A 22,143-nucleotide genomic window follows, 5' to 3' on the forward strand; every position below is an offset into this window, starting at 1 on the left:
TCCCCGCTGCGGCATGATGCGGCGTACAAACGCCCGCGGAAGGAGCCCGATTTGACCGAGGACATCGCCACCCTCACCAGTCGCATTGCCTACGAGAATCGCTGGTTGAGGCTGCGGGAAGACACGATCCGCCGGAGGGATGGCTCGGAGGGGCTCTACGGGGTCGTGGAGCGCGAGGATTTCGTTGTGGTCGCTCCCGTGCAGGATGGCCGCGTCACTCTGGTCGAGCAGTATCGCTACCCGGTGCGGACCCGCATGTGGGAGCTGCCGATGGGCATGTGGGAAGAGCGGCCGGGAACCGATCCCGCCACCCTTGCCGCTGCCGAGTTGCGCGAGGAGACAGGGCTCACGGCCGGCCAGATGGTGTATGGCGGCGAAATCTTCCAGGGTGCGGGATACTGCACGCAGCGGGGGCATGTGTTTCTGGCGACGGAGCTGTCCGCCGGCGCGGCCCAGCCCGAAGCGAGCGAGCAGGATCTGATCAGCCGCAGCTTCAGCTTCGAGGAGCTGGAGGCCATGATCCGGGACGGGGTGCTGAAGGACGCGATGAGCCTCGCCGCGTTGCAGCTGCTGCGCGTGAAGAAGCTGCTCTGAGGGGGCACGGAGGCCTATCCGGCTTCCTGCAATTCTTCCAGCGGAGCGCGCAGATCCGCCTCGAATCCCGTTGGCAGGTAGCGCAACTCCGTGCCGCCACCGCCTGAAAGTCCCATTCGGATCAGCTTGGACCCGAAGCCGAGCCGGTGCGGCAGGCTGGCAGGCGGGCCGCCGATCTCTCGCCATTCCAGCACCAGCTCCGCGTCCGAGCCCTGACCCTCCAGCATCCAGGTTATCTCGACCCGGCCGCTTGGTACACTCAGCGCGCCGTATTTCAGGGCATTGGTGGCCAGCTCGTGCAACAGGAGCGATGCGCTGAGCGCTGCGCGCGGCCCCAACATCACTTCCGGCCCCTTGAGGATGCACCCCGTCGACTGGGCCAGGGCCTGCAACACCCGCTCGGCCACGAGGCGCAGGCTTGCTCCCGCACGACTCTGCGGCAGCAAGGTTTCATGGGCGGTGCTGAGGGCATGAATGCGCTGTTCCAGCGCCTCCACCGGCCCGCGCGGCATGACTTCGCGCAGCGTTTGCGCCGCAACGGCCTGGACAGTGGAGAGGGTGTTCTTCAGCCTGTGCCCCATCTCATGGTTCAGCAGGTTCTGCGCTGCCTCGGCGCGCAATCGGGCCAGGGCCGCGTGGGTACGATCGGCGACGCCGCGGGCGAACTGCACATCGGCCGGTGACCAATGGCGGGGCCGCATCGAGTGGGCAAACAGCACGGCGCTGCCGCCCTCGGATGGCACCAGCGGCACCACAAGCAGGGCCCGTACGCCCAGCGCGGCGAAGGCCGGCCTGTCCTGAGCGAGGTCCGGCATCGCCGTAACATCCTCCACCACCAGCACCCGGGCGGATTGCAGGACCTGCTGCGTGGCCAGGAAAGATGCCACGGCGTGGTGTCCGGCAATGCTCGGCGTCCCTGTCATGGTCCAGTCGCGCAGCACATGCGATACGGTGCCGCCCGCTTCCTGCTCGGCATAGCCCGCCCGTTCCGTGCCCAGCGCTTGACCCAGCGCTTCCGCCGCCGCCTCCAGCACCGGGGCCGCGGCCATGGCGTCCCGCAGCCGGTCGCCAAGGTCGACCAGCACTTCCATGCGCAGCGCGGCAAGTTTCACTTCGGTGATGTCCTGCACCGTGCCCGCCATGCCGATCACCTGCCCGGCCGCGTCATGGAGAAAGGTCGAGCGGCGGGCCACCCAGCGCAGCCCGCCATCATCGGCACGCCGGATGCGATACTCCACGTCGGGCTGCGCGCTGCCGTCCGCACGGCTGGAGGCGCCGGACCGGATTGCCATGTCCTCCGGCAGCACCAGCGCTTCCAGTACGCCGATGGGATGACATGGGGCGACGGGCAGGCCGAAGATTCGGCACAGGGCGTCGGAAGTGGTCAGCAGGCCTGTGGCGCGATCCCATTCGAAGCTGCCGATCCGGGCAGCCTCATACGCGCGCGGCGCCCAGCCGCGGACATGGGTTCGCGGCGCCACCGGCAGCAACGCGGCGAGGTGACGCAGCGCCGCCAGCTTTGCGGCACAAAGCCCCGGGCCGCGCTTGCCGATCACGCCGATCAGGCCGGTGTCGCTGCCCGGCAGCGGCACGGCGCCCAGCACGCGCAGATCGCCCGGCCCTGCTACGGGTGTTTCTGCACGAAGCGCCCGGCGGCAGGCCGCCATCCAGAGGGCGGCATCCCTCCAGGCCAGGCCATGCAGCATTGCCGTGAACCCATCGGACGACACCAGCGCGGCTTCGGTGCCGGCCAGGATCGCCGCAAGGGCGGCTGCGTCATGCAGCCGTGCATCCTGCTTCAGCTCGACAGGGAGGAGCGGATCATCCTCGAGGCGCATGGCAAATTCCGGTGGCCTTGCGGTTGGCACGGCGCGCTGGGCGGAGACGAAGGGCCGGCATCGCATCGCCGGGCCGGCCTGGTGACCTTTCGCCTCCCTGCCTGCACTGACAATTCTACCATTGCCGCCAAGGCCGCGCCATGACTGTTCTGGAACGTCACGGGTGCGGTGGCAGCTTCACCGGTCGGTTCCTTGCCGCGCGGCTGCGGCAGCCGGGGCAGAGGCATGGATCGCACGCTGGAACCGCATCCCCCTCACGCCGACGGCGCCGCCCGATCCGCCTTCCGAACAGGTCGCCGCCGCGGGTGTCTGCCGGCTTAGTGGATCTCGCGCGCGCGGGCGGCCGCTTCGCGCAGCTTCGCGGCCGAAAAGTCTGGGCTGGCGCACAGGTCGAGGATCACCTTCTCACGCCGGGCCATGAGGTTGATGGCTTCGGGCAGGCGCTTTACGCAGTCGGCCGGAATGACCACCGCGCCATGAACGTCCGCATGGATGACGTCGTCATGCGCGGCGTTCATGCCGAAGACGTTCACCGGCCGGCCGTAATCCACCAGATGCACATGGGCGTGGCTGGGTCCGACCCGGCCGCCCAGCATCTGGAAGCCCTTGGCCCAGGCACCGAGGTCGCGGAAGGAGCCGTTGGTCACGCAACCCGCGGCCCCGAGGGCCTTGTGCACGGTGGAATGCACCTCCCCCCAAAAGGCGCCAAAGCCTGGCCGGTCATCCAGATCCTGCAGCACCACCACGGTCGGCAGGTCGGACTTCTCCACATACTCGTACCAGTCGCCCATATCCGCCTTCTGGCGCGGCGCTTCCTTGGCGCGGATGGTGCCGGTGCGGGCCAGCCCGATGATCGGCGCCGCCGAGGGATCCAGCGCCACCATCGGCTCCACGGTGAAGCCGAGCGCCCGGCGCTCCGGCGCGACAATCTCCAGCGCATTGCAAATGGTGGGGGTGTCCCACTGGGTCAGCACCGTCAGGTCGTCCAGGGTGAAAAGCCGGTCCGGCATGCGTCATCCTCCTCGGGGGCTCTTGAGGCCCGTTCGGCGCCGGGTGCATCCCGGCCCGGCCCAAGCCTGCCAGATCTCCCGGCGGGATGCGCGCCCTGATTTCGCCACCCGTTCAGAGCGATGGCGCCACCCGGTCCAGCGTGCGGTCCAGATGCAGTGCCAGCACCGCCGCCAGTGCTTCGCCGTCGCGGGCCCGCAGGTTGCGGATCATCTCCTCGTGCTCGGCCACCGCCGCCGCCCATTTTTCCGCGCCCGCATTGCCGATAAAGCGGAGATGCTTCATCCGCGCCTGGATGGCCTCATGCGCCCAGGACAGCGTCTCGTTTCCGGACAGCGCCACGAGTTCGGTATGGATCGCCTGGTTGAGCTTGAAATAAGCGAGGCGGTCTCTCGCGTCATAGCAGGCCATCATCGAGTCATGCAGCGCCGCTACGCGGGCGATGTCGTTTTCCGATGCGCGTTCGCAAGCGAGCCGTCCGGCCAGTGTTTCCAGTGCCTTGAGCACGGCCAGGCTGTCGGCCGCGTCCTTCAGGGTCAGCCGGCGAACCACGCCGCCACGTGCTGGCACCAGCTCCACCAGCCCTTCGCCGGCCAGCATACGCACCGCCTCGCGCAACGGGGTGCGCGACACCCCAAGCTGGCCGCAAAGCGCAACCTCGTTCAGCCGCGCGCCAGGGGCGAGTTGCCCCTGGGTGATCAGGTCACGCAGGCGCGCCGCCACTTCCTCCTGCAGGGGACGGCGGATGATGCGACCCATCGCTTCCGGGTCCAGCGCGACGACTGCAGGATGATGTTCCATTGTGCGGCCTCCCTCACCGTGCGCCCATGCCGGAAGCGGCTTGACGCAGCGGGACCGGCTTGTCTAGGAGTCCATACTGTATGCAGTCATAAACTGCAGCGAGAAACCAGGGAATGGAAACGCCGATGAGCCCAGAGGGTGAGCCCCGCCCGCGCCTGGCGCTGGCGATGGGGGATGCTGCAGGCATCTCGCCGGAACTGACCGCGAAGATGCTGGCCGATGAGGCGGTGCTGGCCGCCGCCGCGATCACCGTGATCGGCGATGACCGCGTGCTGCGGCAGGGCGCGGCCATCGCGGGCGTGGCGCCGCGTTATACGGTGGCAGGGCCGGATGGGCCGCCACCCCGGCCGGGAACCGAGCCGGTGCTGATCGATCTGGGCCATTGCGACCCGGCACAGGTAAAGCTTGGCGAGATCTCCGACGCCTCAGGCCGTTTCGCCACCGAGAATTTTCGCCGTGCCCTGGGCATGGCGGCGGCCGGGGAGGTTGATGCGGTGTGCTTCACACCCTTCAACAAGGCAGCCATGCGCCTGGTGACGCCAGGCTACGAGGACGAGATCGGGTTCACCGCCGAAGCCATCGGCTTTCACGGCGTGGCGAAGGAATTCAACGTGCTGGAGGGGCTTTGGAATGCCCGCGTCACCTCGCACGTCCCGCTCAAGGACGTGGCCTCGCTGCTGAACGAGGACATGATCATCGCCAATCTGAAGCTGACCGAGGATGCGCTGAAGGCTTCCGGCATCGCGCGGCCGCGTATCGCGGTTGCCGGTCTCAACCCGCATGCCGGCGACAACGGAAACTTCGGCCGCGAGGAGATCGAGATCATCGCACCGGCCGTGGAACGGGCCAAGGCACAGCAGATTGGCTGCGACGGTCCGTTTCCAGCGGATACGGTGTTCGTTCGTGCCAAGCGCGGTGATTTCGACGCGGTGCTGACCATGTATCACGACCAAGGGCAGATCGCGATGAAGCTGATCGGCTTCGATGCCGGCGTGACGCTGATGGGCGGCTTCCCGTTTCCCATCTGCACCGCCGCGCATGGCACCGCGTATGACATTGCGGGGCAGGGCATCGCCCATCCCGGCGCCATGCGCAACGCCATGCTGCTCGCGGCACGCATGGCGCGGCGTAGCCTAGCCGGGAATGTCGCCCCGGCCTGAAGACAGCTTGCGCGGAGACCCGGAATGTGGCCCGCGCCCAAGATCATCCAGGGAGAACCAAGTCCGATGAAGATGCTGCCGAAAGTTGCGGCGCTCGGCGCCAGCCTGGGTGCTGCGCTGATTGCGGCTGTGCCCGCCGAGGCGCAGCAGGGCTGGAAGCCGAACCGCCCCATCGAATTCGTGGTGACCTCCGGCGCCGGGGGTGGCACGGACGTGTTTGCCCGTGCCGTGCAAGCGGCCATCAACAAGCACGACCTGACGCCCACCTCCGTGGTGGTCACCAACAAGGGCGGCGGCTCGGGCGTGGAAGGCTATGTCTACGGCACCGGCGCGAAGGGCGATCCGCACAAGGTGATCTTCGGCACCAACAATGCCTGGACCTTGCCCATGGTGGTCAAGACGAGTTGGAAGACGGAGGACTTCCTGCCCGTGTCCATCATGGCTTTCGATGAGTTCATGCTGTGGGTGAAGCAGGACTCGCCTTGGAAGAGCGCGGCCGATTTCGTGGCCGCCGCCAAGGAGAAGCCGGGCGAGATCCGCATGGGTGGCAGTCAGACGCACGACACCGACCAGACCCTGACGGTGCTGATCGAGAAGGCCGCGGACATCAAGCTGAAGTACATCCCTTATCAGGGGGGCGGCACGGTGGGCGTGCAACTCGCCGGCGGGCATATTGAGGCCAACACCAACAATCCGAGCGAGAGCGTTGGCGGATGGCGAGGCGGGCAGGTGCGGCCGCTCTGCGTGTTCCGCCAGACGCCCATGCCGGCCGGGAACAAGGTGACGCCGGAGCAGGGGTGGTCCGACGTGCCGACCTGCAGCAGCCAGGGGCTGAACATCACCGAGTTCAACATGCCGCGCACGGTGTTCCTGCCGCCCGGCACGCCGCCAGCCGCGCAGGCCTATTGGGTCGATGTGTTCCGCCGCGTCAGTGAGACCCCGGAATGGAAGGATTACGTCACCCGTACCAGCCAGAACGGCCAGTTCGTCAGCGGTGACGCCATGCGCGAGCGCATCAAGGCTGAGGAAGCCAGCACCCGAACGATCTTCGAGGAAGCCGGCTGGCTGGTGAAGTAGGCGCCGCCCGACCGCTGGACATGACAAGCTGGCGCATCCGGAACCGTGGCACGGCCCGGATGCCCGCCGATGAAGAGGGCCGCGCGGCATGACACGCTTCCACCTCGAACTGATCTTCGCCGGGCTGGTGTTCCTGGTGGGCGCGACCGGTGTTTACGGCGCCACGGCTCTCGACACCGGCTGGGGCGCCAACGGGCCGCAGGCCGGCTTCTTTCCGTTCCGTGTCGGGTTGATCCTGATGGCGGCCTCGGCGCTGGTGATGGCGCAGGCGGTGGCCAGCCGCGCCGCCTTGGGCCACATCGCCATCACCGACCGTGCGGGCATGAAGCGGGTGCTCGGCTTCGGACTGCCCATCATCGGATTGGTGCTGCTGGCGCAATGGCTCGGCCTGTATGTCGCCATGGCGCTGTATCTGCTGTTCACCATCCGCTTCACCGGAAAGCGTCCCTGGCATACCGCGCTCGGCGTCGCGCTGGGCGTCAGCATCGTCACCTTTCTGGTTTTTGAAAGCTGGTTCCAGGTTCCGCTGCTGAAGGGACCGCTCGAGATCATGCTCGGGCTGGGTTGAGGAGGCCGCCTGATGTTCTCCAACATTGACTCTCTGATGCATGGCTTCGGCGTGGCCTTCACCTTCTACCACCTGGTGCTGATCGTGGCGGGGGTGCTGCTGGGCATCCTGGTGGGCGTGTTGCCAGGCCTCGGTGCGCCGAATGGCGTGACGCTGCTGCTGCCGCTCACCTTCGGCATGGACCCGGTCTCGGCCATCATCCTGCTGACCAGCCTGTACTGGGGCGCGCTGTTCGGCGGCTCCACCACCTCGATCCTGTTCAACATCCCCGGCGAGCCATCCTCCGTCGCCACCACTTTCGACGGCTATCCGATGGCCCGGCAGGGGCGGGCGACCGAGGCGCTGACCTACGCCTTCCTGTCCGCCGGCTTCGGTGCCCTGGTCGGCGTCATCGTAATCACGCTGCTGTCCACGGCAGTGGCCAACTTCGCGCTGCGCTTTGGACCGCCCGAATACTTCGCCGTGTACTTCCTGGCCTTCGCCTCCTTTATCGCATTCGGGGGCGGAGCGCCGGTGAAGACCGTGGTGTCGCTCTGCCTCGGCTTCGGGCTCGGCATGGTCGGTACCGACACCGTCTCGGGCGCCATGCGGCTGACCTTCGACTTCGACCAGCTGATCCGCGGCATCTCCTTCCTGGTGGTGGTGATCGGCCTGTTCGGCCTGGGCGAGCTGCTGCTGACCATTGAGGATGGACCGGAGTTCAAGGGCGCCAGCGGCCGCATCGATCCGCGCGAGATGTTCCGGGCCGCCGCGCGCATGCCGCGCTACTGGTTCGCCATGCTGCGCGGCAGCGCCGTCGGCGTCTGGATGGGCATCACGCCCGGTGGGCCGACCGCCGCCTCCTTCATGTCCTACGGCATCGCCCGCCGCGCCTCGCGCCGCCGCGACAATTTCGGCAAGGGCGAGCCGGAGGGGGTGATTGCGCCCGAGACTGCGGACCATTCCGCCGGCACCGCCGCGATGCTGCCCATGCTGTCGCTGGGCATCCCGGGCTCGGCGACCTCGGCCGTCATGCTGGGCGGGCTGATGATCTGGGGGCTCAATCCCGGCCCGATGCTGTTCATCGAGCAGCATGATTTCGTTTGGGGCATGATCGCCTCGATGTACCTGGGCAATGTGATCGGCGTGATGCTGGCGCTGGCGACGGTGCCGCTCTTCGCGGCGATGTTGTCCATCTCCTTCTCCATCATCGGGCCCATCATCGTCACCGTATGCCTGGTGGGCGCCTACACGGTGGCCGGATCGCCGTTCGACCTGTGGATCGCGCTGGCGTTCGGCGCCGTCGGCTACGCGATGAAGAAGCTGGACTATCCGATGGCGCCGCTCATCCTGGCCATGGTGATCGGCGACAAGGCGGAGGATGCTTTCCGGCAGTCCATGCTGTCCTCCGACGGATCGCTCGGCATCTTCTGGTCTAACTGGCTGGTGGGGGGCTTGGTGACCCTGGCCCTTGCCTTCCTGATCTGGCCCTTTGTCGCCATGCTGCTCGGCCGCCGCAGTGCGGCCGCCGTGACCGTCGGCACCGGGGCCGAAAGCGAGGAGAAACGCGCGTGAACCATGAAATCCTGTTTCGCGACGTCGAAGGGAAGCGGTTCCGCCTCGGCGTCGCCGGTGCGCGCGGCGGCTTCAGCCGGACGCTGCTGGCACAGCTCCGTGCCATGCCGCACTTCACCATCGCGGCGCTCTGCGACCTCGACGTGGCCGGGGTGATGCGGACGCTGAAGGAACTGGGTTACCGCGAGGATGCCGCGCGCCTGTGCGAGGATGCGGCGGCTGTGCATGGCGCTGTGGAGGCCGGGCGCATCGTCGTGCTGCGCGACCAGGCGCTGCTGGACGAGGTGCCGCTCGACATCCTGGTGGAGGCCACGGGCCAGCCGGAGCTGGCCGCCGGCATCGCCGAGCGCAGCATCCGCCGCGGCGTGCATGTGGCGATGGTGACCAAGGAGGCGGATGCGGTTGTCGGGCCGCACCTCAATCAGCTCGCGAAGCAGCACGGCGTGGTCTACACCACCGCGGATGGCGACCAGCCCGCCAACCTGATCGGCCTTGTCACCTGGGCGCGGCTGCTCGGCTTCGAGATCGTCGCCGCCGGCAAATCCAGCGAGTACGACTTCATCTTCGACCACGATACGGGTGAGGTCGCCTGGCTGGACCGGCGCGTGCAGGCACCCGACCTGGTCGGGATGTGGCGCATGGGCGATGACGTGTCCGGCCTGCTGGCGCGGCGCTCGCACGCTTTGGCCGCCCTGCCGCAGCGCGCCACGCCGGATTATTGCGAGATGAACGTGGTGGCCAACTCCACCGGCCTGCTGCCCTCGCGCTCCGACCTGAACTACCCCGTCTGCCGCATCACCGAGCTGGCCGATGTTTTCATTCCCCGTGCCGAGGGCGGCATTCTGGACCGCACAGGCGTGGTTGACGTGTTCAACTGCCTGCGCCGCAGCGACGAGGTCAGCTTCGGTGGCGGCGTCTTCATCATTGTCCGCTGCACCGATGCGGCGGCCTGGGACATCCTGCGGGAGAAGGGGCATGTGGTCTCGCGCAATGGCCGCTATGCCAGCATCTACCTGCCCTATCACCTGATGGGGCTGGAATCGCCGGTCTCGCTGCTGTCCGCCTGCGCACATGGCCGGGCCTCGGGCAGCGACCGACAAAAAGTACACGCCGTGATGGTCGCCCGGGCGGACCGGGACTTTGCCGCCGGCGAGTATCTGGAGATGGGCGGCCACCATCACATCATGGATGGCACCACCGCCCTGCTGCTGCCCGCAGCCGAGGCGAAGGACATGGCGCCTTTCTACCTGGCCGCGCACAAGAAGCTGAGGCGCGCCGTGCGTAAGGGCGAGATCCTGCGGGAAGCCGATCTTGATCTCACCGGCTCAGGGATGCATCGGCTGAGGACCGGCATCGCGCCGTAGATGCGGGGAGGAGGGACGTTGTCCCTCGGTCCTGCTTCCAGGCAGATCCCCGTGGCGCCAGCTCAGACCACCGGCGTCGGCAGCGCCCGACCAGCAAAATGGGCCGCCAGGTTGCCGCGCACCAATTCCCCCATGGCGGCGCGGGTTTCCACCGTTCCGCTGGCGTGATGCGGCTGCAGCACAACATTGTTCAGCGTCAGAAAGCCCGGATCGATGTTGGGTTCGTTCAGGAACACGTCGAGCCCGGCGGCCGCGATCCGCTTCTCGCGGAGCGCAGCGAGCAATTCGGGCTCATCCACCACGCTGCCCCGGCAGATGTTGATCAGCATGCCCCGCGGACCCAGCGCATCGAGCACCGCTCGGCCGATCATTCCCCGCGTGCTCTCGCCCCCCGCCGCGCACAGCATCAGGAAGTCCACCGACCCGGCCAGCGACACGGCATCCGGGTGGAAGGTGTGGCGCGTGCCCTCAATCGGTGCGCGGTCGGTATAGGCGATCTCCATGCCGAACCCCGCCGCACGCTGCGCGACCGCGCTGCCGATGCGGCCCAGCCCGACAATGCCGATCCGCTTGCCTGTCACGCGGGTGGTCAGCGGCAGCCGGGTCGTGGTCCAGAGCCCGCCGCGCACCAGCGCGTCGCCCTCCGGGATGCGCCGGGCGGTGGCCAGCAACAGCGCCATGCCCATGTCGGCCACGTCATCGGTCAGAACCTCGGGCGTGTTGGTGACCGCGATGTTGCGTGCCCTGGCCGCCGGGAAGTCGATCGCGTCCACCCCCACACCAAAGCAGGAGATGATCTCCAGCGCCGGCAGGGCGGCAATCAGCGATGCGCTGGCGCCATGCACCCCCGTGGTGGCCAGGCCACGAATGCGTCCTCCATGCTCGGCGAGGTAGGCGGCCGCGTCGGGTGCCTCCCAGAGCCGGTGCAGGGTGTAGTCGCGCTCCAGCGCCTCCGTGTCGGCGGGCGGGTAGGGCGCCAGCATCAACAGGCCGGGCTTGCTCTCGGACATGGTTGGATCTCGCTTCCTCTTCGCCATTCCTGGCCGCGTGGGCGCGGCGGTGGCGCAGCCATTCCAGGCCCATGCCGGCACGGGGTCAACATCCGGCACCATACGCATTATCTCCGCCCTGCGAATGGTGATGGAGAAGCGGCGCATGGTCCCGGACGAGGCGATGGCGATGCTGGACGGGGCGCTGGCCCGGTTGCGGCAGGAAGCGCCGCTGGTGCACAACATCACGAACCAGGTGGTATCGAACGTTACGGCCAACGCGCTGCTGGCGATCGGCGCATCCCCCGCCATGGTGCAAGCCGAGGAGGAGGTGGGGGAGTTCGTCCGCCACGCCCGCGCGCTGGTGATCAACATCGGCACGCTGCTGGCGCCGCAGCGCGCCGCCATGCTGATTGCGGCGCGGGGCGCAAAGGCCGCCGGCATCCCATGGGTGCTGGACCCTGTAGCCGCAGGAGCCACCGCCTACCGGCGGAGCGCGGCGCGAGACCTTCTGTCACTGGGCCCCAGCGTGTTGCGCGGCAATGCGGGGGAGATCCTCGCCCTGGCCGGCGAGGCCGGGCTGTCGCGCGGGGTGGACAGCCTGGCCGCCTCAACGGCGGCGAGGGAGGCGGCTGGCGCCCTGGCGCGGCAGGGGAAGGGGATGGTGGTCGCTGTTACCGGCGCCACCGACTACGTCACCGATGGCACGACGATGCTGGCGCTTTCCAATGGCCATCCCCTGCTGACACGGGTGACCGGCACAGGCTGCACGGCGACGGCGCTGATCGGTGCCTTTCTCGGTGCCGGCCTGCCGCCCATGGCGGCGGCGGTGGCGGGGCTCACGGCGCTCGGCGTCGCGGCGGAAGACGCAGCGCTGCGCGCCACCGGGCCGGGCAGCTTCCAGGTGGCGTTGCTGGACCGGCTGCATGGCCTGGAGGATGCGGCGATGAGGGAGGCGGCGCGCATCACCCCCGGCTAAGGGGGCTTGGCCCTTACTCCAGCCGCAGCATCGCCTGTTCCACGGCCGGGCGGCGCGGCACGATACGGGCCTGGGCGTACCAGTCGGCGATCTGACCGATCCGTGCCACCTCCGCGTCCGAGACGGCGCGGGTTGGTACCGCGTTGTTCGCCCCCAGATCACCTGCCATCTCCACCGGCAGGGACATCGCCTCGGCCCAGATGCGGCCGGCCTCGGCCGGCTCGGTCATGGCCCAGGCATTGTCGGCGGTGACGGCGGCGAACACCGTTTCCAGCGCGGCGCGGCGGCTGTCGGCGAAGCGGCGGCTGGCCATCAGCGTGACCGCGTTGTCCGAGCCGATCTGCGCGCCATCGGCGAGGACCCGCGCGCCGTACTGGTACTTGGCGATGGTGATGAAGGGGTCCCAGCTGGCCCAGGCATCCACCGACCCCTTCTGGAACGCCGCGCCACTGTCGCCCGGCGAAAGGTAAACCCGTCTGACATTCGCCGGATCGATGCCGTTGCGCGCCAGGCCGCGCATCAGCAGGTACTCGCCCGTGCCGCCGCGGTTGACCGCCACAGTGCGGCTCACCAGGTCCGCCAGGCTTTGCAGGGGCGAGTCGTACTTCACCAGGATACCCTCGCCGGCCGGGGCGATCTTCTGCACGGCAAAGATCTGCAGCGGGATGTTGGCGGCCAGGGCAGTGATGCAGGCGGTGGAGGAACCGGCGGTGATGTCGATGCTGCCGGCGTTCAGTGCCTCCAGCGCCGGCGCGGCGGCCGGGAACGGACCCGCCCATTGCACCGGGATGCCCTGCGCCCTCAGCGCGTTCTCCAGCGTGCCGCGGGCGCGCCCGGTGGTGAGGTCGTTGGGTGCGCGCAGCCAGCCGATGCGCACGGGCTCGGCCGCCCAGGCCCTGCGGGCGGGGAGCAGGGTGGCGGCGGCCAGCAGGCCGAAGCCTTGGCGGCGGGTCAGCCTACCGGCCTGGGCCAGTCCGAAGGGGCGGGCGCCGGCGTTGCCGCCGGGGCGCGGAAGGGGCGTCTCGGTCATGGCCCGATGCATGATGCGCCTGCCCGCCGCGATCAAGCCCCGAGGCACCTGGGACGATATATTCAATCAGCGGAGCGCCAGCGCAGCGCCCGCGCTTCGATCCCGCGCACCCCGGCATCCGTGGCCAGGCCCATGGCCGCGTAGACCAGCAGGCAGACCACGATGATGTCGGTCTGCAGGAAGTCCCGCGCCCGGGTGATCAGCGCACCCAGGCCACGATCGGCGTTGATCTGCTCCGCCACGACCAGGCTCAGCCAGGCCAGGCTGAGCCCGTAGCGGATGCCCACGAGCAGCGAGGGCAGGGCGGCGGGCAGCACCACGTGGCGCACCTGCTCCAGCCTGCTGAGGCCGAGACTGCGCCCGGCCTCGATCAGCCTGGGATCCACGCCGCGGATGCCGCCCAGCAGCGTCAGATAGATGGGAAACACCGCGCCAATAGTAACCAGACCGACCTTGGGTGCCTCCCCGATGCCGAACCACAGGATGAAAAGCGGCAGCAGCCCCAGAAAAGGCATGGCCTTCAGCATCTGCATGGGCGGGTCCAGCGCCAGTTCACCCAGCCGCGACAGTCCCGCCAGCAGGGCCAGCCCTACCCCCAGCATCAGTGCCAGGCCGAAGCCGGCCAGGACCCGGAGCCAGGAGACGGCCACTCCCGCCGGCAGCTCCCCGCTCCGGGTCAGCGCCCAGGCGGCCTCGGCGATCCGTGCAGGGGAGGCGAGAACAGACTCCGGCAGCCATCCTGCGGCACTGGCCGCCTGCCAGAGCAGCAGCAGGAGAAGAGGAGAGAGAAGCCGCATCCAGCCGGGAAAGCCGTGGCGGGACTTGGACGCTCGGGGCATGGGAGTGCATCTTGCCCCGAGCAGCGACGCTGTCCAGGGGCGCGGCCTACTGTGCCGGTGCCAGGGATTGCAGCAGGGTCGGGATCAGCTCCGAGACGGTGGGATGGATCGGCATGGTCCGGATCAGCGTTTCGAAGGGCGTGCCCGCACCGATGGCGTTGAGCAGGCTGTGCACCGCCTCGTCGCCTTCCACTCCCAGGATCGCCGCCCCGAGGATCTGCCCGCTTTCCGCATCGGCCACGCAGCGCATCAGCCCGCGCGTCTCGCCCTTTTCCCGCGCCCGGGCAACGCGCGCCATGGGCCGCGTTGCCACCAGCACCTTGCGGCCTGTGGCGCGCGCCTCCGTTTCGGTCATGCCGGCGCGGCCCAGCGGCGGGTCGATGTAGAGCGCGTAGCAGGGCACGCGCTGTCCGAGCCGTCGGTCCTCCCCATCCAGCAGGTTGGCGGCCAGGATCTCGAAATCATTGTAGGCCGTGTGGGTGAAGGCGCCACGCCCGTTGCAGTCGCCCAGGGCCCACACGCCCTCCGCTTGCGTTGCCAGCCGGTCATCGACGGGGATGTAGCCGTGCTTGTCGGGCGCGAGGCCTGCCACTTCCAGCCCCAGGTCATCGGTGTTGGGCCGCCGTCCCACCGCGACCAGCAGGTGCGAGCCGCTCAACTCGCCTCCATCGGTGCGCAACGCCACGCCGTCCTCCCGCGGCTCGACCGAGAGGGCGGCAACGCCGGTGCGGATGACGATGCCCTCGGCCTCCAGGATCTCGCGGATTGCCTGGGAAATATCTTCATCCTCCCGCGCCAGCAGCCGCGCGCCACGCTCGATCACCGTGACCTCGGCGCCGAAGCGGCGGAACATCTGGGCAAATTCCAGCGCGATGTAGCTACCGCCAAGGATCAGCAGGTGCTCAGGCACGGCGTTCAGCGCCAGCATCCCCGTGCTGGTGAGGTAGGGCACGTTTTCCAGCCCCGGCAGGTCCGGGATGACTGGCCGCGCCCCGGTGTTGAGGATGATGCGCGGTGCCTCCAGCAGGCGCTCTCCGACGCGGATGCGGCGCGGTCCCTCAAACTGGGCATGACCATGCAACAGGGTCAGCCCCTTCATGCCCTTCAGCCACTCGGCGACGCTCTCCCGGGATTGCCGCGCAATGGCGGCGGCCCGCTCCCGCACCCGGGGCATGTCCACCGCGACGCCGGCCACGGGCCGCAAGCCCCAATCCGCGCCATGCCGTGCCACATGTGCGGCACGCGCGCTGGCCACGAGAGCCTTGGTGGGCGTGCAGCCGCGATTCACGCAGGTGCCGCCCAGCAGGCTGCGCTCCACCAGCGCCACCTTCATGCCGGCCGATGTCAGCCGCCCGGCCAGGGGTGGCCCGGCCTGCCCGGCCCCGATGACGATGGCGTCGAAGCGCTCGGCCTGCATGGGCTTTTCCTTCTTCCCGGTCCGTTTCCCCGACTATGAAGCGCCCGGGATTGGCGATCGCCAAGAAGAAACAAAACCGGCGCGAGGGCATCGCGGCGACGATGGAAAGCGGAAAACCGCGCCCTTCATCATCTCTACCCGCCGATCCGCCGGCGCTCTGGCCGGGAGACGGCCATGCATCGCTGTCTCAGCGTCCCTCCACCATCATGCCGAGCAACAGAAAGGACAGGCTCTTGCCATGCCCATCGAGGTTCAGTGCGCCGTTGACGCCGCCCTGGAGAACATCCTCGATGACGAAGTTGAAGGCCCCGAGCTGCGGCAGGTCGTAGCGGCGAGCGGCCGTGGCGCCGCGATGGCGGAGCAGGTCGAGCACCTTCGCCTCTGTCACCTGCGCGGCCAGCAGCGGCCAGTCTTCCGCCCGATGCGCGATCAGCGACAGGTTCAGCCGGTTGCCCTTATCGCCGGCGCGGGCATGGGCAAGGCTGTGCAGCGGAACCAGGCTCATGCCGCATCCCCCAGGTCGAGCAGCGTGACGTGCGGCGCGAGGCGTTCGCGCGGTATCAGGAAGGACAGGGTGCGGATCCGGTCGGTCACGCGCATGCGCACGCCCCCACCACCGGCGGGGCCGCAGCAGTAAAGCGACAGCACCTCGCGCGCCGCCCTTTCCGCCGTGGCCTTGCTTTCGGTGGCGAAGGCCAGGCGCAGGCGGATGTCTTCGGCCGCGTTCGCGGCGAAAGGTCCTGGCGAGGCATCGCCGCCGAAGACGCTGACCACACCGATCAGGTCGATCCGTGATTGTCCTTCCAATCCCAGCAGGCGCAGCCGCTCGCCCACGGTGCGGCCGGCCAGTTCTGCACGGGCGCGGGCATTGGGCCCGGCATAAGAAATCTCGGCCTCCGAGAGCCAGCCGCCAGGAAGGCTGACCGTAGCTTTCAGCCGCTCCGGCCGCGGCGTGCCACGCGCCCCGGCGATACGTACCCGATCGGGCGCTTCCTCGGCGATGGTGACGCCGGTAATGTCCAGCACCACATCGGGCGTCAGATAGGCAGAGGGATCATGCAGCTCATAAAGCAGCTGCTCCGTCACACTGCGCCGGTCCACGCGCCCGCCCGTGCCATCCGGCTTCGTGATCAGCACCGAGCCATCGGGGCCGATCTCGGCGATGGGAAAGCCGATCGTCGCCATGCCGAGCGCATCACCCGGAATGTCCTTGACGCCGGGATCGGCGAAATACCCTCCTGTCACCTGCGCGCCGCACTCCAGCAGATGCCCTGCCATGGTGCCGGCCGCCAACCGGTCCCAATCCGTCTCGTTCCACCCGAAATGCGCGAGCATGGGTCCCAGCGCCAAGGCGGGGTCCGAGCAGCGCCCGGTGATGACAAGCTGGGCACCACGCCGCAGCGCCTCGGCGATGGGTGCAGCGCCCAGGTAAACATTGGCGGCGATGACCTTGTCGGGCTCCAGCACTGCGCCGGCATCGCCCTCCCACGGGTCGAGATCGGCCAGGGCATCGGTGCCGCGGATATCGTCGCCCTCCACCACGCCGATGCGCAGGCCGGGGAGCCCCATCTCCCGCGCCAGGCCCAGCACGGCCTCCGCCGCACCGCGCGGGTTGGCAGCGCCGCCATTGGTGACGATGGGAATGCCCGCCGCCGCGCACCGCGCGAGGATAGGCCGAAGGAGGTCGAGCAACGCCGGCTCGTAACCCTTTTGCGGGCTGTGCAGCCGCTCGCGCTGGGCCAGGGCCAGGGTACGCTCCCCCAGCACCTCCAGCATCAGCGCCGCGGGGCCGCCGGAGGCGATCAGCGCGTCGACCACCGGCCCCGGCGCGTCCAGCCGGTCGCCGGAGAAGCCAGAGCCGCAGCCGATGCGCAGCAGGGCATTGGGGTCGGAGCCCAGCATCACCGCCTCAATCTGCAGTGGCGCCGGAAACACGCACCACCTCGCGCCATTTTGCGATGTCCTCGGCCAGCCAGGGGCGGAAGGCGTCCGGGGCACTGGCCACCGGGATCAGGCCCTGGTTGCGGAGCTGCTCCTTCAGCTCAGGCGCGAACAGCGCTTCGCGCAGCGCGTTGTAGATGCGGTCGCGCACCGGCTCAGGCAGGCCGGCCGGAGCGAACAGCCCGTGCCAGGCGGCCACGTCGAAATCGGCCACCCCCTGCTCCACGGCGGTCGGCACTTCCGGTGCGATTTCCAGCCGCTTGGCTGAGGTGGTGGCGAGCGCCTTCAGCTTTCCGTCCCGCACGAAGGGCAGCACGGCCGTCACCTGGTACACCGTCATGGGTACGGTGCCGCTGATCACGTCGGTCACTGCCTGGGCGCCGCTCTTGTAGGGCACATGCACCAGCGGCGCCCCGGTCTTCATCTTCAGCAACTCGCCCGCGAGGTGCGAGGATGTGCCATTGCCCGCCGAGGCGTAGCTGACACCGTTGCGCTGCTGCTTGGCCCATTCAAAGAATTCCGGCAGCGTCGTCACCGGAACCGACGCGGACACCACCAGCAGGTTCGGCGCCTCCGTCACCAGCGATATCGGCGTGAAGTCCCGCAGCACGTCATAGGGCATCTGCGGCATCAGCGAGACATTGACGGAATGCGATGCGATGGAGCCGAGGCAAAGATTGTAGCCATCCGGCGGCGACTTCGCGACGGCGTCGCTGCCGACCACCCCGCCCGCACCGGCACGGTTTTCCACCACCAGGGGCTGGCCCAGCGTCTGCGACATGCGCGGCACCAGCAGCCGGGCGACGATGTCGGTGGAGGTGCCGGCTCCAAAGGGCACGATCAGGCGGATCGGGCGCGTCGGCCATGACTGGGCCCGGGCAGCGCTGGTGGCACCGCCCAACATGAAGGGCGCGGCCAGCGCTCCGCCGAGCACGGCGCGGCGGGTAGGGGCAAGGCGGTGCATGCGGGCGTCTCCGGGTTCATTTCCGTTGGGCCTGTACGCGGCCCTTCCACGATGCATGGAAGCGGCGCCGGACTCATCATGCAATTGATATGTTTCTGGGTCAGTCATAGCCTGAGATTATGACGCCATCACTTCGCCAGCTGCGAGCCTTTGCCGCCGCCGTGGAAACCGGCAGCTTCGGCCGTGCGGCGGCGAGGCTGCACCTTTCGCAGCCCGCACTGACTGTGCAGATCAGGGCGCTGGAGACGTCGCTCGGGCTGACCCTGTTCGACCGCTCGGCCCGCGGCGTCCGCCCTACCGAGGCAGGGCGCCACCTCGCGCAATCCTTTGGCCGTGTGCTGGCCGAGCTGGATCAGGTGGTGGAGGGGGCACGGGCGCAGGCCGCGCGGCGCTCGGGCGTGGTGCGGGTGGCGGTGCTACCCTCCGTCGCGGCCACGCTGCTGCCATTGGCGCTGGCACGGCCGCGCGCGATGCATCCGGCGATCCGCGTGCTTGTGCGCGATGCCGTGGCCGGGCGGGTGGCGGCGCAGCTTCGCGACGGCGAGGCGGAACTCGGCATCGGCATGCTGGCAGGCCCTGATCCGGCGCTGGAAGCCGAGACGCTGTTCGAGGACGAACTGATCGCGGTGCTGCCGCCGGGGCACAGGCTGGCGGCAAGGTCGCGGCTGAGCCCTGCCATCCTGGCCGCCGAGCCGCTGGTGCTGACGGATCCCGGCAGCAGTCTGCGAGCCCTGGCCGAACGCGCCTTTGCCGAGTCCGGGCTGCTGCTCAATCCTGCCTATGAAGCAACTTACATGAGCACGGCCGTGGCGCTGGTCCGTGCCGGTCTGGGCATCGGCATCCTGCCGGCTTTGGCGCCCGATCTGCGCCTGCCGCCGGTGCTGGAAACCCGGCCGATCGCAGCGCCAGCCATGCGCCGCACCATTGCCCTTCTGTGGCGGCGTGGCGCCAGCCTGTCACCGGCCGCCGAGGCGCTGGCGGATGCGATCCGCGGCGCCGGAACGGACGCCGCGCCCTCCGGGTCCAACCTGCCGGAGGCCTGACGCCCTGAGAGCCTGTTCTGTGGTTCCGGGTGGCCTGGAAGCGCAACGCGGCCGCAGGGTTCATGGGGGCGACCGCTTCACCGGGTTCCGGAGCCGCCCTCCTTCTGGCAAGAAGGCGGGCGGCCGGAGAATGGATCGGCTTTCCGGCGGGAAATTCGGGAAAAGCAGGCTCCCGGGTTCTCAGCCCTTCAACGCCGCGTGCACGCGTTCTGCGCGAGGGATCGGCGCCACCGCGCCATAGCCCTCGGTCGACAGAGCCGCCGCGCAGGCGGCATAGCGCGCCGCATTTCCTGGCGTGTCGCCTGCCAGCATCCGCGCCATGAAGCTGCCACAGAAGGTGTCGCCCGCTCCCGTCGCGTCCACCGGCTTGCACGGAAAGGGAGGGATCATCTCGCGCGCCTCGGCCGTGGCAAGGTAGGTGCCCTCACCGCCCATCTTCAGCGCGACGATCTTCGGGCCGAGGCGCAGGTAATGATCGACAATGGCATCCTTGTCGTCGAGCCCAAGCAGGGTGCGCGTATCGTCCAGCCCCGGCAAGGCGATGTCGCAGCGTGCGATGGCCTGCATGATGATGGCGGTGGCGCGGGGTGCCGGCCACTGGCTGGCGCGATAGTTGGTGTCATAGGCGACCTGCAGCCCGGCCTCGCGGGCGATGCGCATGGCCTCGAACACCGCATCCGCCGCATTGGGCGAGATCGCCTGGCTGATGCCGGAAGCGTAGAACATCCGTGCCTTGGCAATGGCCTCGCGCGGCAGCAACTCGGGCGTGTAGCGGCTGGCGGCGGAACCGCTGCGGTAATAATGGAATTCGTGCCCGTCCCTGCCATGCGTCACGAGATAGAGGCCGGTCTTCGCCCCCCCATCGCGATGCACCAGCGAGGTTTCGACGCCTTCAGCGCGCCACAGCTCCAGAAAGCGCTCGCCCGGCCCATCCTGCCCTAAGGCGGTGATGTAAGCCACCTTGGCGCCCTGTCGCGCGGCGGCGATGGCGGCATTGGACGTGTCACCGCCGAAGCCCTCCAGATAGAGCGGGTTGCCCTTCTCATCCTCGCTGTTGCGATTGAGCTCGAGCATGGGCTCGCCCATGCAGATCAGGTCGAGGCTCATGCCACGGCATGCCCGAGCAGCCGGTGCGCCACGGCCTGGATCGCCGCTTTGTCGCCGGCCTTGATCCGCTTCTCGTCCACCAGGGCACCGCCCATGCCGACAAAGGCGGCGCCGGCCTCCAGGTAGTCTTGCATGTTGCTGGGATCGACGCCCCCGGTGGGGCAGAACTTCACGCCTGGAAAGACACTGCGCAGCGCTTTGAGGTGGCCGGGACCGCCAACGGAGGAAGCCGGAAACACCTTCACGACATCGGCCCCGGCGGCGCGGGCGGCGCGCACCTCGGTCGGCGTCACGGCGCCCAGCATCAGCGCGGCCCCGGCCTGACGGCAAGGCTCCGCCAGCTCGGGCGCCACCCAGGGGGTGACCAGGAATTTGGCTCCGGCGGCGAGACAGGCTTCACCGGCCGCGCGGTCCGGCACGGTACCGGCGCCCACCAGCAGATCCGGATCGGAAGCCAGGGAGCGGATCAGCGCCGGCGCATCGGGCACCGTCATGGTGATCTCGAAGATCGATAGCCCGGCCTCCTTCAGCCATCCCACCACCGTCTCGGCCGCGGCGGCGGTGCTGGTGCGGATGACCGGAATGGCGCGCGCCTCGGCGCAGCGGGCCAGCGCGGCCTCGATCGTCATAGATGCCATAACGGTTCCTTTCTTCGCTAAAGCGGCAGGCCCTTGATCCTGGACAGCGCCGTCATGACACCACGCAGTTCGGCCAACCCCCGCAGACGGCCGATCAGAGGATAACCCGGAAACGTCGGCTTGCCGACATCATCCGCCAACTCATGGCCATGATCGGGGCGGAAGGGAATGCGCCAATCGGGCCGGCCGTCCTCCTTGCGGCGCTTCTGCTCGACCATCAGCGCTTCCACCACCGCCACCATGTCGGTGTCGCCGCCCAGATGGTCGGCTTCCATGAAGGATCCGTCCGGCTCCTTCGCCACGTTGCGCAGGTGCGCGAAGTGGATGCGCCCTGCAAAGCGCGCGGCGATCTTCGGCAGGTCATTGGTTGGATGCGCGCCGAGCGAGCCTGTGCAGAGCGTCAGCCCGTTGGCCGGGCTATCCGCCATCGCCAGCAGGTCGGCCACGTCCTGCTCGGTGGAAACGATGCGCGGCAGGCCGAAGAGCGGGCGCGGCGGATCGTCCGGGTGCATGGCCATTTGCATCCCGCATTCCTCGGCGGTCGGGATGATCTCCTGGAGGAAGCGCCGGAGGTTGGCCTTCAGGTCGTCGGCGGTTATGGCGCCGTACTCGGCCAGGATGGCGCGCAGCCCTGGCACGTCATAGCGATCATATGCGCCGGGCAACCCGGCCATGATGGAGGCAAGCAGCGTGTCCTTCTGCTCCTGCGTCGCGCCATCGGCCCAGGCCTTTGCGCGGGCCAGCAATTCCGGCTCCACGCCCTCGGCCGCACCGGGGCGCTCCAGGATGAACACGTCGAAGCCCACATACTCATGCGCGTTGAAGCGCAGCGCATTGCCGCCGCCGGGCAGGGGGTGGCGAAGCTCGGTGCGGGTCCAGTCCAGCACCGGCATGAAGTTGTAGCAGATCGTCCTCACCCCGCAGGCGGCGAGGTTGCGCAGCGAGGCGCGGTAGTTCTCGAAGAGCTGCGCGCAATCCCGGTCGCCGCGGCGGATCTTCTCGTGCACTGGCAGGCTCTCGACCACGCGCCAGGAGAGGCCGAGGGACGGGTCGGCGCCGATGATGGCCTTGCGCTTCTCGATCTCCTCGACGCTCCAGACCACGCCATAGGGGAGCTGGTGCAGCGAGTTGACGATGCCGCGTGCACCCGCTTGCCGGATGTGGTCGAGCCGGACGGCGTCGTCGGGCCCGAACCAGCGCCAGGTTTCCTCCATGGTGTTCGTCCTTTCCTT

General features: G+C 68.7%; 21 protein-coding genes. 8 read left to right on the forward strand and 13 right to left on the reverse strand.

The window, feature by feature from the left end; all coding sequences use genetic code 11:
• Positions 1 to 51: 51 nt before the first annotated feature.
• Positions 52 to 594, forward strand: a complete 543-nt coding sequence (locus ACFOD4_RS01175; protein WP_379592749.1) for an NUDIX domain-containing protein — start codon at positions 52 to 54, stop codon at positions 592 to 594.
• A gap of 14 nt (positions 595 to 608) precedes the next feature.
• Here ACFOD4_RS01175 and ACFOD4_RS01180 read toward each other — a convergent pair whose 3' ends face one another.
• From ACFOD4_RS01180 to ACFOD4_RS01190, 3 genes are all read right to left on the reverse strand, one after another.
• Positions 609 to 2,432, reverse strand: coding sequence for a sensor histidine kinase (locus tag ACFOD4_RS01180; protein ID WP_379592751.1), 1,824 nt, complete (start codon positions 2,430 to 2,432; stop codon positions 609 to 611).
• A 317-nt stretch (positions 2,433 to 2,749) separates the two neighbouring features.
• Complete coding sequence (locus tag ACFOD4_RS01185; protein WP_379592753.1) at positions 2,750 to 3,442, reverse strand: RraA family protein; 693 nt, start codon at positions 3,440 to 3,442, stop codon at positions 2,750 to 2,752.
• Positions 3,443 to 3,554: 112 nt separating this feature from the next.
• On the reverse strand, positions 3,555 to 4,241 hold the full coding sequence (locus ACFOD4_RS01190; protein WP_379592755.1) for a GntR family transcriptional regulator: 687 nt from the start codon (positions 4,239 to 4,241) through the stop codon (positions 3,555 to 3,557).
• A gap of 125 nt (positions 4,242 to 4,366) precedes the next feature.
• On the opposite strand from ACFOD4_RS01190, the gene ACFOD4_RS01195 reads away from it, so the two are divergent.
• The 5 genes from ACFOD4_RS01195 to ACFOD4_RS01215 all read left to right on the forward strand — a co-directional run bounded on the left by ACFOD4_RS01195 (position 4,367) and on the right by ACFOD4_RS01215 (position 9,964).
• Positions 4,367 to 5,401 (forward strand): 4-hydroxythreonine-4-phosphate dehydrogenase PdxA, encoded by a 1,035-nt coding sequence (locus ACFOD4_RS01195; RefSeq protein WP_379592757.1) that lies wholly within the window; start codon positions 4,367 to 4,369, stop codon positions 5,399 to 5,401.
• A 66-nt stretch (positions 5,402 to 5,467) separates the two neighbouring features.
• Positions 5,468 to 6,478, forward strand: coding sequence for a Bug family tripartite tricarboxylate transporter substrate binding protein (locus ACFOD4_RS01200; RefSeq protein ID WP_379592759.1), 1,011 nt, complete (start codon positions 5,468 to 5,470; stop codon positions 6,476 to 6,478).
• Between the two features lie 88 nt (positions 6,479 to 6,566).
• The gene (locus ACFOD4_RS01205) at positions 6,567 to 7,046 is read left to right on the forward strand and encodes a tripartite tricarboxylate transporter TctB family protein (RefSeq protein ID WP_379592761.1); all 480 of its coding nucleotides are present in this window, start codon (positions 6,567 to 6,569) and stop codon (positions 7,044 to 7,046) included.
• A gap of 12 nt (positions 7,047 to 7,058) precedes the next feature.
• Complete coding sequence (locus ACFOD4_RS01210; protein ID WP_379592763.1) at positions 7,059 to 8,600, forward strand: tripartite tricarboxylate transporter permease; 1,542 nt, start codon at positions 7,059 to 7,061, stop codon at positions 8,598 to 8,600.
• On the forward strand, positions 8,597 to 9,964 hold the full coding sequence (locus ACFOD4_RS01215; protein ID WP_379592765.1) for an NAD(P)H-dependent oxidoreductase: 1,368 nt from the start codon (positions 8,597 to 8,599) through the stop codon (positions 9,962 to 9,964). The genes ACFOD4_RS01210 and ACFOD4_RS01215 overlap by 4 nt, the downstream gene beginning before the upstream one ends.
• A gap of 62 nt (positions 9,965 to 10,026) precedes the next feature.
• Here the strand turns inward: ACFOD4_RS01215 and ACFOD4_RS01220 are convergent, their stop codons facing one another.
• On the reverse strand, positions 10,027 to 10,974 hold the full coding sequence (locus tag ACFOD4_RS01220; RefSeq protein WP_379592767.1) for a 2-hydroxyacid dehydrogenase: 948 nt from the start codon (positions 10,972 to 10,974) through the stop codon (positions 10,027 to 10,029).
• Between ACFOD4_RS01220 and thiM the strand changes: the two genes are divergently transcribed.
• Entirely contained in the window at positions 10,973 to 11,932 is a 960-nt protein-coding gene (gene thiM, locus ACFOD4_RS01225) for a hydroxyethylthiazole kinase (protein WP_379592769.1), read from the forward strand. The genes ACFOD4_RS01220 and thiM overlap by 2 nt on opposite strands.
• A gap of 13 nt (positions 11,933 to 11,945) precedes the next feature.
• Here the strand turns inward: thiM and ACFOD4_RS01230 are convergent, their stop codons facing one another.
• The 6 genes from ACFOD4_RS01230 to ACFOD4_RS01255 form a co-directional block, all read right to left on the reverse strand.
• Positions 11,946 to 12,962, reverse strand: a complete 1,017-nt coding sequence (locus tag ACFOD4_RS01230) for an ABC transporter substrate-binding protein (RefSeq protein WP_379592771.1) — start codon at positions 12,960 to 12,962, stop codon at positions 11,946 to 11,948.
• Between the two features lie 62 nt (positions 12,963 to 13,024).
• Entirely contained in the window at positions 13,025 to 13,801 is a 777-nt protein-coding gene (locus ACFOD4_RS01235; protein ID WP_379592773.1) for an ABC transporter permease, read from the reverse strand.
• Between the two features lie 46 nt (positions 13,802 to 13,847).
• On the reverse strand, positions 13,848 to 15,218 hold the full coding sequence (locus tag ACFOD4_RS01240) for an FAD-containing oxidoreductase (RefSeq protein WP_379592775.1): 1,371 nt from the start codon (positions 15,216 to 15,218) through the stop codon (positions 13,848 to 13,850).
• Positions 15,219 to 15,405: 187 nt separating this feature from the next.
• On the reverse strand, positions 15,406 to 15,723 hold the full coding sequence (locus ACFOD4_RS01245) for an AtuA-related protein (RefSeq protein ID WP_379592777.1): 318 nt from the start codon (positions 15,721 to 15,723) through the stop codon (positions 15,406 to 15,408).
• On the reverse strand, positions 15,720 to 17,120 hold the full coding sequence (locus ACFOD4_RS01250; RefSeq protein WP_379592779.1) for an acyclic terpene utilization AtuA family protein: 1,401 nt from the start codon (positions 17,118 to 17,120) through the stop codon (positions 15,720 to 15,722). The genes ACFOD4_RS01245 and ACFOD4_RS01250 overlap by 4 nt, the downstream gene beginning before the upstream one ends.
• Positions 17,121 to 17,127: 7 nt before the next feature.
• Positions 17,128 to 18,123, reverse strand: coding sequence for a Bug family tripartite tricarboxylate transporter substrate binding protein (locus ACFOD4_RS01255; RefSeq protein ID WP_379592781.1), 996 nt, complete (start codon positions 18,121 to 18,123; stop codon positions 17,128 to 17,130).
• Positions 18,124 to 18,242: 119 nt separating this feature from the next.
• Here ACFOD4_RS01255 and ACFOD4_RS01260 point away from each other — a divergent pair, with 119 nt between their 5' ends.
• The gene (locus ACFOD4_RS01260; protein WP_379592783.1) at positions 18,243 to 19,166 is read left to right on the forward strand and encodes a LysR family transcriptional regulator; all 924 of its coding nucleotides are present in this window, start codon (positions 18,243 to 18,245) and stop codon (positions 19,164 to 19,166) included.
• A gap of 180 nt (positions 19,167 to 19,346) precedes the next feature.
• On the opposite strand, the gene ACFOD4_RS01265 is transcribed toward ACFOD4_RS01260, so the two are convergent.
• Genes ACFOD4_RS01265 through uxuA form a run of 3 tightly spaced genes read right to left on the reverse strand, consistent with a single transcriptional unit; the run spans position 19,347 to position 22,125 of the window.
• Complete coding sequence (locus ACFOD4_RS01265) at positions 19,347 to 20,273, reverse strand: sugar kinase (protein WP_379592785.1); 927 nt, start codon at positions 20,271 to 20,273, stop codon at positions 19,347 to 19,349.
• On the reverse strand, positions 20,270 to 20,911 hold the full coding sequence (locus tag ACFOD4_RS01270; protein ID WP_379592787.1) for a bifunctional 4-hydroxy-2-oxoglutarate aldolase/2-dehydro-3-deoxy-phosphogluconate aldolase: 642 nt from the start codon (positions 20,909 to 20,911) through the stop codon (positions 20,270 to 20,272). Before ACFOD4_RS01270 ends, ACFOD4_RS01265 begins: the two co-directional genes overlap by 4 nt.
• A gap of 17 nt (positions 20,912 to 20,928) precedes the next feature.
• Positions 20,929 to 22,125 carry a mannonate dehydratase gene (gene uxuA / locus ACFOD4_RS01275; RefSeq protein ID WP_379592789.1) on the reverse strand — a complete coding sequence of 399 codons (1,197 nt, stop codon included), beginning with the start codon at positions 22,123 to 22,125 and terminating at the stop codon, positions 20,929 to 20,931.
• Positions 22,126 to 22,143: the final 18 nt, after the last annotated feature.

It is taken from the genome of Teichococcus globiformis, assembly GCF_042646265.1.
GTDB lineage: Bacteria > Pseudomonadota > Alphaproteobacteria > Acetobacterales > Acetobacteraceae > Pseudoroseomonas > Pseudoroseomonas globiformis.